The organism is Streptomyces sp. NPDC085524, from assembly GCF_044541755.1.
Taxonomy (GTDB): Bacteria; Actinomycetota; Actinomycetes; order Streptomycetales; family Streptomycetaceae; genus Streptomyces.
The window spans coordinates 169,282-180,967 of the sequence record NZ_JBITTH010000015.1 but is presented as its reverse complement, the minus strand read 5'-3'; the positions used below and the strand labels follow the sequence as shown (position 1 = coordinate 180,967).

The window sequence follows — 11,686 nt, the reverse complement described above, 5'->3', positions numbered from 1 at the left end:
GGCCGGTCTACGGCGTGCGGATCAGGCGGCGGGTCGCGGCGGCGGCCACCGCCGAGGTGCGGGAGTCCACGCCGAGCTTGGCGTAGATGTGCACCAGGTGGGACTTGACCGTGGCCTGACTGAGGAAGAGCTTCTTCGAGATCTGCTGGTTCGACAGCCCGTCCGCCACCAGCTGCAGCACCTCCAGCTCCCGCTTGGTCAGCGCCTCCGCCGGCGTCCGCATGCGGTCCATCAGCCGCAGCGCCACCGCCGGGGCCAGCGCCGACTGGCCCGCTGCGGCCGTGCGGACGGCCGCCGCCAGTTCCTCCGGCGGGGCGTCCTTGAGCAGGTAGCCCGAAGCACCCGCCTCCACCGCGGCCAGGATGTCCGCGTCCGTGTCGTACGTGGTCAGCACCAGCACCCGCGGGGCGCCCGGGCGGGCCGTGATCAGGGCCGTCGCCTCGGAGCCGTGCATGCCGGGCCCGAACTGGAGGTCCATCAGGACCACGTCCACCGGCTCGGCGGCCGCCAGTTCCACGGCCCGCTCGGCGGTCGCGGCCTCGGCGACGACCGCGAAGTCCGGTTCGGTGTCCAGCACCGCGCGCAGCCCGGCCCGGACCACCGGGTGGTCGTCGGCGAGCAGCAGCCGGATCGTCATCGGGACGCCTCCAGGGGCAACGGCAGGGTGACGGCCACGGCGGTGCCCTGGCCCGGATCGGACTCCACGGTGAACAGCCCGCCCAGGGTCTCGGCGCGCGAGCGCATCGCGGGCAGCCCGAAGCCGCCGTCGCCCGAGGCCGACGCGGCAGAGGAGGGGTCGAAGCCCCGCCCGTCGTCGACGATGTCCAGGGTCACCGAGGTGTCCATGAAGGTCAGGGTGATCTCGGCCCGGTCCGCCCGCGCGTGCCGCACCACATTGGCCAGCGCCGACTGGGCGATCCGCAGCAGGGCCACCTCGTACGGGGTCGGCAGTGCGCGCGGGCTGCCGCTCAGCGAGAACCGCACGCGGGGCCCCGGCGCCCCCGCGCACAGCCGTTCCAGTGCGGCGGCGAGCGACCCGTGCTCCAGGTCCGGCGGGGTGAGGGCCCGTACGAAGCGGCGCGCCTCGGCGAGGTTCTCCTGCGCGGCCTCCCGCGCCCGGGCGATGTGCCCGAGTGCCGCCGCCTGAGCTGCGGAGACCTCGGCCCCGCTGCCGGCCGTGGTGGCCCCGGCCCCGCTGCCGGCCGACGCGGTCCGGGCCCGGGCCGCTTCCGCGGCCGGCGGGGCCGGGCGCGCACCACCCGCCGGAGCCTCGGAGAGGGCCCGCTCCGCCGCCCGCAGCAGCAGCTGGATGGAGGACAGGCCCTGCGCGAGGGTGTCGTGGATCTCCCGGGCGAGCCGCTCCCGCTCGGCCATGATCCCGGCGCCCCGCTCGGCCGCGGCCAGCTCGGCCCGGGTCGCGATGAGCTCCTCGATCAGCTCCCGGCGCCGCTCGCTCTCCCGGTACAGCGCCTGGTAGCCCAGTACGGTCGCCACCGCCACGGCCCCGCCCAGCAGCGGCCCCAGGAAGGCCCCGGGGGTCACCGCGCCGCTGTGCCCGAGGAAGCCGGCGATGGCCGCGCAGGCGGTCACCGCGACGGCCGTGACGCCCCAGCGCAGCCGCAGCAGGTGCAGCTCCAGGAAGTACAGCGGGAAGGCGATCCACAGCCCCTCGGGGGAGACCACGAGCAGCGCCGCCCAGGCGGCGCCCAGCGAGGCCAGCCACACCGCCGCGGCGCGCGGCGAGCGGTGCACCGAGGGGGCCCGTACGCCGGCCGCGTACACGGCGGCCAGCAGGGCGCAGGCGGCGGTCACCCATCCGGCCCGGGGCGCTGAGTCGGCGACGGCCCGACCTGCGGCCAGTGCGAGCAGCCCGCAGAGCAGGGCGTGCAGGCACAGCCGCAGGACGCGGGAGACGGGGGTGAGGGGGCGCGGTGCGGGGGGAATCAGAACAGCCATGGCCAGACCAGCGTAATTGGGGCCGGGGCGCCCCCGGTCAACCGAAAGTTTGATGTCCGCGTGCGTCCTTCGATACCAGGAACGCTCCCGTGGCGCGATGCCCCGGGCCCACCCGGAAGACCAAGGTGGGGGACATGTTCGTCGCATGGAGAGATCTACGGTTCGCCAAGGGGCGCTTCGCCCTCATGGGCTCGGTCGTGTTGCTGATCACGCTGCTGGTCGGCCTGCTGTCCGGGCTCACTTCCGGTCTGGCCCGGGAGAACATCTCGGCCGTCACGGGTCTGCCCGCCACCCACCTGGCCTTCGCCGCCCCGTCCGGGGACCAGAAGGTGTCGTTCACCAATTCCCAGGTGCCCGAGAGCGCCTGGGAGGCCTGGCGGAAGCAGCCCGGGGTGAGCTCCGCGGAGCCGCTCGGCATCCGCACCACCAACGCCGTCTCGGGCGAGCGCACCGCCGGAGTGTCCGTCTTCGGTGTGGACCCGGCGGGCGGGCTCGCGCCGAGCGGGGCCCGGCTCGCCCAGGGGCAGGTGGTCCTCACCGAGAAGGCCGCGAAGGAGCTCGGCGGGCTCACCGCGGGCGGCAGGCTGAAGATCGGCCCGCTGGAACTGACCGTGGCCGGCGTCTCCGGCACCGCCGCCTTCAGCCACACCCCGGTCGTGTGGATGGACCTGCACGACTGGCAGCGGATCGGGAACCCCGGCACCTCCACCGCCGCCGTGGCCACCGTCGTCGCCGTCTCTGCGGACGGCGAGGCGGACCTCGCCGCCGCCGACGAGGCGGCCGGGACCAAGGCCATGACCGTGGACGAGGCGCTGAGCGCCATCGGCTCGTACACCTCCGAGAACGGCTCGCTCCAGCTGATGCGCGGCTTCCTCTTCGCCATCTCCGCGCTGGTCATAGGGGCCTTCTTCACGGTGTGGACGATCCAGCGCAGCGGGGACATCGCCGTCCTCAAGGCACTGGGTGCCTCCACCCCCTACCTGCTCAAGGACGCCCTCGGCCAGGCCGTGGTCATGCTCGCCGTCGGCACCGGGCTGGGCACCGCGCTCGCCGCCGGCTTCGGCGTGCTGATCAGCGGCGGGGACGTGCCCTTCGTCCTCGACGCCGCCACGGTGCTGGTCCCCGCCGCGGTCATGATCGTCCTCGGTGCGCTGGGCGCCGCCCTGTCCATCCGGCGGATCACCGCCGTAGACCCGCTGACCGCCCTCGGGAGCGCCCGATGACCCTCCTCGTCCACGACGTCACGCTCACCTACCCCGACGGCGACGGAAGGCTCACCGCCCTGGACGCGGTCGGCCTGGAGGTCCCCCCGGGCACCCTGACGGCCGTCATCGGGCCCTCCGGCTCGGGCAAGTCCAGCCTGCTCGCGGTGGCCGCCACCCTGGTCACCCCGGACTCCGGCCGGGTCGTGGTCGCGGGTACGGACGTCACCGGGCTCGGCGCCGCCGAGAAGGCGGCCCTGCGCCGGGAGAAGATCGGCATCGTCTTCCAGCAGCCGAACCTGCTCGCCTCGCTCACCGCCGCCGAACAGCTCCAGGTCATGGCGCACCTCTCGGGCCGCCCCGCCCGCACCGTGCGCCGCCGCGCGCTGGAGCTGCTGGACGCGGTCGGGCTGGCCGACAAGGCCGACAGGCGCCCCCACCAGCTCTCCGGCGGCCAGCGCCAGCGGATCAACATCGCCCGCGCCCTGATGAACGAGCCGGCGGTCCTGCTGGTCGACGAGCCGACCAGCGCCCTGGACCACGAGCGCGGCGCCGCCGTCCTCGACCTGCTCGTCACCCTGACCCGGGAGCGCTCCACGGCCACCGTGCTGGTCACGCACGACCACGCGCACCTCGACCGGATGGACCGCGCGGCGACGATGACGGACGGCCGCCTGACGCAGGGTGCCGAGCCGGTACCGGCCGCCTGAGACGGGTCCCGGCGCCCGGCCTCCCGAGACGGGTCCCGGCGGGCACGCGAAGGCCCCGGCTCCCCCTCGACAGGGGGGCCGGGGCCTTCGTGCGTACGGGACGCCCGCTACGCGGGGTTCTGGTTCGCCAGCGCCACCGAGAGCTCCTCGGCCACGCCCTGCAGGATCGGCACGAACGACTCGGCCACGGCCTCCGTCACGCGGCCCGCGGGGCCCGAGATGGAGATCGCCGCGGCGGTCGGCGAGTTCGGCACGGAGACCGCGAGGCAGCGGACCCCTATCTCCTGCTCGTTGTCGTCGACCGCGTAGCCGACCTTGCGGACCTGCTCCAGGGCCTCCAGGAAGCCCTCGGGCGTGGTGATGGTCTTCTCGGTCGCGGCCGGCATCCCGGTGCGCGCCAGCAGGGCCCGCACCTCCTCCGCGGGGGTGTACGCGAGGAGCGCCTTGCCCACGCCGGTGGAGTGCGGCAGCACCCGGCGGCCGACCTCGGTGAACATGCGCATGGAGTGCTTGGACGGCACCTGGGCGACGTAGACGATCTCGTCCCCGTCGAGCAGCGCCATGTTGGCCGTCTCGCCGGTCTCCTCGACCAGGCGGGCCAGGTAGGGGCGGGCCCAGGTGCCCAGCAGGCGCGACGCGGACTCGCCGAGGCGGATCAGGCGCGGCCCGAGGGAGTACCGTCGATTGGGCTGCTGGCGGACATAACCACACGCCACGAGGGTGCGCATGAGACGGTGGATCGTCGGCAGCGGCAGACCGCTGGCGGCGGACAGCTCGCTGAGACCGACTTCGCCCCCTGCGTCGGCCATGCGTTCGAGCAGATCGAAGGCGCGCTCGAGGGACTGGACGCCACCGCTGGCGGCGGTGGTCTTGGCGGAAGCGTCGGTGGTGCTGGCGCTGGACGTCGGCACGGCGCGGTCCTTTCGGTGCTGGCAGGCAAGGAAGCAGCCTACCGGTCAGTCGACGTCGGCCCTAGACCAGGGGCGATGCCGTCTCCGCCGGTCAGAGGCGGTATGTCCGGGGGCGGACGTCCTCGGGAAGTTACCTGCCCGACCCCCGGTGGTGGTAGCTACATTCTGTATAGCGAAATCCTAATTCCATTCTGTGGAAACATCCAATTGCGGGTGCTGGTGTGTCAGCGGTCCCTCCGGGCGCTCTTGACTGGTTCCCCATCGCCCCGCAGACTCCGTCAACAGAACGTTGAATTTCGCTCTGTGGAAGTAGATGGGGAGGTTCCGGTGTCCGACGTGGCTGTGGAACTGGTACTGCGCTCGACGCGCGTCATCACCCCCGAGGGGACGCGCGCCGCCTCGGTGGCCGTCGCCGGCGGGAAGATCACGGCCGTGCTGGCGCACGACGCCGAGGTACCGGCCGGAGCCCGGCTGGAGGACTTCGGCGACGACGTCCTGCTCCCCGGCCTGGTCGACACCCACGTCCACGTGAACGACCCGGGCCGCACCGAGTGGGAGGGCTTCTGGACGGCCACCCGCGCCGCCGCGGCCGGAGGCATCACCACGATCCTCGACATGCCGCTGAACTCCCTGCCGCCCACCACCACGACCGACAACCTGCGCGTCAAGCAGGAGGTCGCCCGTACCAAGGCGCACGTGGACGTCGGCTTCTGGGGCGGTGCCCTGCCGGACAACGTCAAGGACCTGCAGCCGCTGCACGACGCCGGCGTCTTCGGCTTCAAGTGCTTCCTGTCGCCCTCCGGCGTCGACGAGTTCCCCCTTCTGGACCAGGAGCAGCTGGCCACCTCGCTCGCCGAGATCACCGGCTTCGGCGGCCTGCTGATCGTGCACGCCGAGGACCCGCACCACCTCGAGTCCGCCCCGCAGAACCCGGGCCCCAAGTACGCCGACTTCCTGGCCTCGCGCCCCCAGGACGCCGAGAACACCGCGATCCAGAACCTGATCGACCAGGCGAAGCGGCTGAACGCCCGCGTGCACGTGCTGCACCTGTCCTCCGCCTCCGCGCTGCCGCTCATCGCCGCGGCCAAGGCCGAGGGCGTGCAGATCACGGTCGAGTCCTGCCCGCACTTCCTCACCCTCACGGCCGAGGAAGTCCCGGACGGCGCCACCGAGTTCAAGTGCTGCCCGCCCATCCGCGAGTCCGCCAACCAGGACGTCCTGTGGGAAGCGCTCGCCGACGGCACGATCGACTGCATCGTCTCCGACCACTCGCCCTCCACCGCGGACCTGAAGACCGGCGACTTCGCCACCGCGTGGGGCGGCATCTCCTCCCTCCAGCTGGGCCTCCCCGCGATCTGGACCGAGGCGCGCAGGCGCGGACGCACCCTCGAGGACGTCGTCCGCTGGATGTCCGCCGCCCCGGCCGCCCTCGCCGGCCTGGCCCAGAAGGGCGCGATCGAGGCCGGCCGCGACGCCGACTTCGCCGTCCTGGCCCCCGAAGAAACGTTCACCGTGGACCCGGCCGAACTCCACCACCGCAACCAGGTGACGGCGTACGCGGGCAAGACCCTGCACGGCGTCGTCAAGTCCACCTGGCTGCGCGGCACCCGGATCGCCGACCACGGTACCCCGACCGAGCCCACGGGCCTCCTCCTCGAAAGGCAGAACTGACAGTGGCGATTCCTTCCTTCACCGGTAACGCGAACCCGTACGGAGGCGGCGACCCGTACGCGGACTACCGCACCGCGGACTTCCCGTTCACCCAGTACGCGAACCTCGCCGCCCGTGAGCTGGGCGCCGGTGTCATCGCCGCCAACGACGAGTTCTTCGCCCAGCGCGAGAACCTGCTGATCGCCGAGGCCGGCCACTTCGACCCCGAGCACTTCGGCCACAAGGGCAAGATCATGGACGGCTGGGAGACCCGCCGCCGCCGCGGCATCTCCGCCGAGCAGCCCTGGCCGACCGCCGAGGACCACGACTGGGCGCTGGTGCGCCTGGGCGCCCCCGGCGTGATCCGCGGCATCGTCGTCGACACCGCCCACTTCCGCGGCAACATGCCGCAGGCCGTCTCCATCGAGGGCACCAACTGGGAGGGCGCCCTGGCGCCGACCCCGGAGGAGCTCCAGGGCGACGACGTGAAGTGGACGACCCTCGTCGAGCGCACCCCGGTCGGCGGCCACGCGGCCAACGGCTTCGAGGTCACCGTCGAGCAGCGCTTCACGCATCTGCGCGTCAACCAGCACCCCGACGGCGGCATCGCCCGCCTGCGCGTCTACGGCGAGGTCGTCCCGGACCCGAAGTGGCTCGCGGCGCTCGGCTCCTTCGACGTGGTGGCGCTGGAGAACGGCGGCTCCGTCCAGGACGCCTCCAACCGCTTCTACTCCCCGCCGACCAACACCATCAACCCGGGCCGCTCCCGCAAGATGGACGACGGCTGGGAGACCGCCCGCCGCCGTGACAACGGCAACGACTGGATCCGCTACCAGCTCGTCGCCGAGTCCGAGATCCGCGCCGTCGAGATCGACACCGCGTACCTGAAGGGCAACTCGGCCGGCTGGGCCTCGCTGTCCGTCAAGACGGGCGAGGAGGGCGAGTGGACCGAGTTCCTGCCGCGCACCCGCCTGCAGCCCGACACCAACCACCGCTTCGTGCTGGACGCCCCGGCGGTCGGCACGCACGTCCGGATCGACATCTTCCCGGACGGCGGCTTCTCCCGTCTGCGCCTCTTCGGCTCGCTGACGGAGAACGGCGCGGCCGCCCTGGCCGCCCGTCACCAGGAGCTGGGCGGCTGACGCCACCCACATCCAGCCCCGGGGGCCGACACCCCCGGGGCGCGCACGGCCCGAAGGGGCGCACCGCTCAACGGTGCGCCCCTTCGGCGTTCTTTCGTACGAACTCCGTTACGGGTGGGGCAGGATGGGCCCCGGCGGCCCGACCCGCGGGACCCCCACACCCACGGGAGGGCACGTACATGACCGAGGTCCCCGACGCACCGCGCGACCGCGAGACCCGTCGCAAGGACACGCTCGCGCGCTTCCGGAACGACAACGACGTCTGGGTGGCCACCGCCGACGCCGAGGGCGTCCCCTGCCTCGTTCCGCTCTCCTTCCGGTGGGACGGCAAGACCTTCCTGCTGTCCACCCGCGCCACCGTGCCCACCGGCCGCAACCTCGCCGCGAACGGCAGGGTGCGCCTCGCCTTCGGCCTCACCCGCGACGTGGTCCTCGCCGAGGGCGCCGCGACCACGCTGGACGTGGCGGACCTCGCCCCCGGCGAGCGGGAGGCCTTCGCTGCCCACACCGGCTTCGACCCCGGCGCCTTCGCCGTCCCGTACCCCTACTTCCGGATCGTGCCGGAGTGGATCCAGGCCTGGCGCGAGGTGAACGAGATCGCCGGCCGCGACCTGATGACGGGCGGCCGCTGGCTGCCCTGACCGGCGGTCGCGGCATGACGCACTAGGCGGCGTGCCCGCCGTCCACGGCGAACTCCGCCCCCGTCACGAAGGCGGCCTGCGACCCGGCGAGGAAGCCCACCATCGCGGCCACCTCCTGCGCGGTGCCGAACCGTCCGACGGCGGTCATCGCCGCCTGCGGGCCGGCGTACGGGCCGTCCGCCGGGTTCATGTCGGTGTCCACCGGACCGGGGTGGACGATGTTCGCGGTGATCCCGCGCTCGCCCAACTCCCGGGCGAGGGCCTTGGTCAGCCCGATCAGCGCCGCCTTGCTCATGGTGTAGAGCGTGCCGCCCGGGCCGGGCACCCGCTGGGTCATGCAGGTGCCGATGGTGATGATCCGCCCGCCGGGCCGCATGTGCCCGGCCGCCGCCTGCGCGGTGAGGAACACCCCGCGCACGTTCACGGCGAGCACCCGGTCCACGTCCTCCGCGGCCAGGGTGTCCAACGGTCCGAGCACGCCGATCCCCGCGTTGTTGACCAGTACGTCCAGCCCCCCGAGCTCCCGGACGGTCTCCTCCACCGCCGTGGCGGCGGCCGCCGGGTCCGCGGCATCGGCCCGTACGGCCACCGCGCGCCGCCCGAGCGCCTCGATCTTCCCCACTACTTCGGCCGCCGCGCGGGCGTCGCTGACGTAGGTGATCGCGACGTCGGCCCCGTCCTCGGCGAGCTTCAGGGCGCTCGCCGCCCCGATCCCGCGGCTTCCACCGGTCACCAGGGCCACTGCGTTGCCGTCCACGGTGATTCCTCTCGTCGATCCCGTTGATCCCGCTGTTTGGTTGCGAGTTCAATGAAATCTCCGGGAGGTCCGGGCCGCTGGCAGGAATCCGACCTCGCGTTTCGCGGCGCGCACCCGGCGCGCGGAGTCGACGGCGGGGAGTGCCAGCAGCGCCAGCAGTACGCAGACCCCCGGCCAGCCGGCGTGCCGGTGGACCTGCAGGCCGAGCCAGGAGCCGGCGCTGCCGCCGAGGTAACCGCAGGTCATGTAGGCGGTGTTGAGCGCGCTGCGGGAGTCGGCGCGCAGGGCGTAGAAACGGGCCTGGTTGGCGACCATGCCGCACTGCATGGCGGTGTCCAGCAGCAGCGTGCCGAGGACGAGCGCCACGAGGCCCGTGGTGCCGCCCCGGGCGCCGACGGCGAGGACGGCCGCGGCCGCGAGGGTGGCGAGGAAGCAGACGAGGTTGACCCGGTCGGGGCCGAGGCGGTCCACGAAGCGGCCGGCCATCGGGGTGCACGCCATGGTGACCACGCCGGTGAGCGCGACCAGCCCCAGGGCCTGCGGGCCGAATCCGTAGACCGGGCCGGTGAGGAGCAGCGCCAGACAGACCCACATGGCGGAGAACCCCGCGAACAGGGAGGCCTGGTACCAGCCGGAGCGGCGCAGTTCGGGCTCGGCGCGCAGCAGCCGCAGCGGCCGCAGGGGCAGCGCGCGCAGCGGTCCCCGGGGTGCGGGGGCGGCCCCGGTGGTGGCGGGCAGTGCGCGGGCCAGCACCACCGCGAGGCACAGCACCACGAGCCCGGCCACCCAGTAGGGGGCTCGCCACCCGAACCGCTCGCCGAGCGCGCCGCTGAAGGTACGGGCCAGGAGCATGCCGCCGATGGATCCGCTGAGCAGGGTCCCCATCACCGCACCGCGGCGCCCCTCCGGTACCAGGCCGACGGTCATCGGGCCGATCAGCTGGGCGGCCGTGGTGGTCACCCCGACGAGGACGCCGGCGGCGAGGAGTTGGGGCAGGCTGCGGGCCAGGGCGGCACCGAGCAGGGCCGCGCCGCTGGCCGTGAGCAGGGTGACGAGGAGGCGGCGGTACGGGAGCCGGTCGCCGAGCGGGACCAGCAGGAAGATGCCGAGGGTGTAGCCGACCTGGGTCGCGGTGACCACCCAGGCGGCCTTGTCGGGCGTGGTGCCGAGCCCGGCGGCGACGAGGGGGCTGACGGCCTGCGGGAAGTAGATGTTCCCGACGGCGACCGCGCAGGTCAGCGAGAGGACCCCGATCAACCGCCGATCGAGCCGCCCCGCCGGTGCCCCTGCGGGGGCCGCCCGGTCCGCCGGGGCCATTGGGGCTGCCTCCGTCGCCGGCGCCGCCGAGGCTGCCCGGGCTGCCGGGGCCCGTCCGGTCGGGTTCGTCGGTGCGGCCCGGCCCGTCGGTGCGGCCGGGTGTGTGGGGGCCGTCGGGGTTGCGGGCGGGCAGGGGTGCGGTGGCGTCACCGACGTGGCCGGCGTCACCGGCGTGGCCGGGGCGGCCGGGAGGGTCGGTTGTGCGGAAGTGGGCCGGTGCGGTGGTGTGGTCGGGGCCGGTCGTGCCGCAGGGGTGGTCGGTGTGGGGGTCGGGTGGTCGCCGCGGGGGCTCTGCGTCATGCCCGGCAGTCCAGCCCACCCGGCCGGCCCGGCCAATGGATGTAGCCTCGGGCTTAATGATCAGCTTCGGGCTCGACGCCGACGACCTCGCGGACACCCGCTTCGCCCTGTCCCCGCTCATGGACACCGTGCTGAGCCTCCGGGTGCTCCGCGAGCCGGGGCTGTCCGCGATCCACGCCCCCTGGCGCAGGGCGACCGTCCCGCGGATCACCGGCACGCTCGACACCGCCCTCCTCGCCTCGCTCGTCGCGCAGCACCGCACGACGCCCGACTTCCTGACCCCCCGCCCGGAGCGGTTCTCCGCGTCGTTCGCGGAGGAACTGGCCGTCGTACGCCGTACCCCGGCGGCCGTCGTCCGCCGGGACCTGCTGGACGCGCACCACCCCGACCCGCTCCCCGCCCCCCTGCACCCCGCGCTCGCCGGCGACGATGCCGCCGCCGCCCTCCGCGACAGCATCTGCGAACTGCTGCACCGCTACTGGACGCTCGCGCTCCAGCCGACCTGGCCCGCGATGCGGCTCGTCCTCGAAGCCGACATGACCTACCGGGCCCGCCGGCTCGCCGTCGGTGGCGCCCGCCGCCTCTTCGCGGACATGCACCCCAACCTCCGCTGGGACGGCGGAACCCTGCACGTCGACAACGTCCTCGGCGACTTCCACATCCCGGCCGCCGGCCGCGGACTGCTGCTCGTGCCCTCCGTCTTCGCCCACAAGCCCGCCCCGCCCGTCACCGCCGACCAGCCACCCGGCCTGGCCTATCCCAGCCGGGGCGTGGCGACCCTGTGGTCCGCGCCGACCCGACCCGACGCCACCGCCCTCCCGAGGCTCATCGGCGCCCCCAAGGCCACCCTCCTGACCCTGCTCGACGGCCCCCTGCCCACCGTCGAGATCGCCCGCCGCCTCCAGGTCACCCCCAGCGCGGTCTCCCAGCACCTGGCCGTCCTCCACGCCACAGGCCTGGTCACCCGCGCCCGCGACGCCCGCCACGTCCTCTACCGCCGCACCCCGCTCGGCGACCGCCTCCTGCACCCGGACGACCCGGCGGACGACGGTCCCTGACCCCCGCTCACCGCGCACCAGTGCGCACGGGGCGGGCCGTCA

11 protein-coding genes are annotated in these 11,686 nt (G+C 73.9%); 6 read left to right on the top strand and 5 right to left on the bottom strand.

Features of this window, described 5'->3' with window-relative positions; genetic code table 11:
• Nucleotides 1-7 precede the first annotated feature (7 nt).
• Together ACIGFK_RS23825 and ACIGFK_RS23820 are read right to left on the bottom strand one after the other, a co-directional pair.
• Entirely contained in the window at nt 8-637 is a 630-nt protein-coding gene (locus ACIGFK_RS23825) for a response regulator (RefSeq protein WP_376659344.1), read from the bottom strand.
• Nucleotides 634-1,956, bottom strand: coding sequence for a sensor histidine kinase (locus tag ACIGFK_RS23820; protein WP_400053474.1), 1,323 nt, complete (start codon nt 1,954-1,956; stop codon nt 634-636). Before ACIGFK_RS23820 ends, ACIGFK_RS23825 begins: the two co-directional genes overlap by 4 nt.
• A gap of 134 nt (nt 1,957-2,090) precedes the next feature.
• Between ACIGFK_RS23820 and ACIGFK_RS23815 the strand changes: the two genes are divergently transcribed.
• Together ACIGFK_RS23815 and ACIGFK_RS23810 are read left to right on the top strand one after the other, a co-directional pair.
• A complete protein-coding gene (locus ACIGFK_RS23815; protein WP_400053472.1) occupies nt 2,091-3,179 on the top strand; it encodes an ABC transporter permease in 1,089 nt (362 codons plus the stop codon).
• Nucleotides 3,176-3,868 carry an ABC transporter ATP-binding protein gene (locus ACIGFK_RS23810; protein ID WP_376659347.1) on the top strand — a complete coding sequence of 231 codons (693 nt, stop codon included), beginning with the start codon at nt 3,176-3,178 and terminating at the stop codon, nt 3,866-3,868. Before ACIGFK_RS23815 ends, ACIGFK_RS23810 begins: the two co-directional genes overlap by 4 nt.
• A 107-nt stretch (nt 3,869-3,975) precedes the next feature.
• On the opposite strand, the gene ACIGFK_RS23805 is transcribed toward ACIGFK_RS23810, so the two are convergent.
• Complete coding sequence (locus ACIGFK_RS23805; RefSeq protein ID WP_376659348.1) at nt 3,976-4,779, bottom strand: IclR family transcriptional regulator; 804 nt, start codon at nt 4,777-4,779, stop codon at nt 3,976-3,978.
• Nucleotides 4,780-5,115: 336 nt separating this feature from the next.
• Between ACIGFK_RS23805 and allB the strand changes: the two genes are divergently transcribed.
• The 3 genes from allB (at nt 5,116) to ACIGFK_RS23790 (ending at nt 8,212) form a co-directional block, all read left to right on the top strand.
• Nucleotides 5,116-6,450: an allantoinase AllB gene (allB, locus tag ACIGFK_RS23800; protein ID WP_376659364.1), complete on the top strand. Its 1,335-nt coding sequence runs from the start codon at nt 5,116-5,118 to the stop codon at nt 6,448-6,450.
• 2 nt (nt 6,451-6,452) lie between these two features.
• Nucleotides 6,453-7,571, top strand: coding sequence for an allantoicase (gene alc, locus ACIGFK_RS23795; RefSeq protein WP_386464088.1), 1,119 nt, complete (start codon nt 6,453-6,455; stop codon nt 7,569-7,571).
• Nucleotides 7,572-7,750: 179 nt separating this feature from the next.
• Entirely contained in the window at nt 7,751-8,212 is a 462-nt protein-coding gene (locus tag ACIGFK_RS23790) for a pyridoxamine 5'-phosphate oxidase family protein (RefSeq protein ID WP_376659350.1), read from the top strand.
• 22 nt (nt 8,213-8,234) lie between these two features.
• Here the strand turns inward: ACIGFK_RS23790 and ACIGFK_RS23785 are convergent, their stop codons facing one another.
• Nucleotides 8,235-8,969: an SDR family oxidoreductase gene (locus ACIGFK_RS23785; RefSeq protein ID WP_376659351.1), complete on the bottom strand. Its 735-nt coding sequence runs from the start codon at nt 8,967-8,969 to the stop codon at nt 8,235-8,237.
• Between the two features lie 48 nt (nt 8,970-9,017).
• A complete protein-coding gene (locus tag ACIGFK_RS23780; RefSeq protein ID WP_376659352.1) occupies nt 9,018-10,226 on the bottom strand; it encodes an MFS transporter in 1,209 nt (402 codons plus the stop codon).
• Nucleotides 10,227-10,642: 416 nt separating this feature from the next.
• On the opposite strand from ACIGFK_RS23780, the gene ACIGFK_RS23775 reads away from it, so the two are divergent.
• On the top strand, nt 10,643-11,644 hold the full coding sequence (locus tag ACIGFK_RS23775; protein ID WP_400053468.1) for a MarR family transcriptional regulator: 1,002 nt from the start codon (nt 10,643-10,645) through the stop codon (nt 11,642-11,644).
• Nucleotides 11,645-11,686 lie beyond the last annotated feature (42 nt).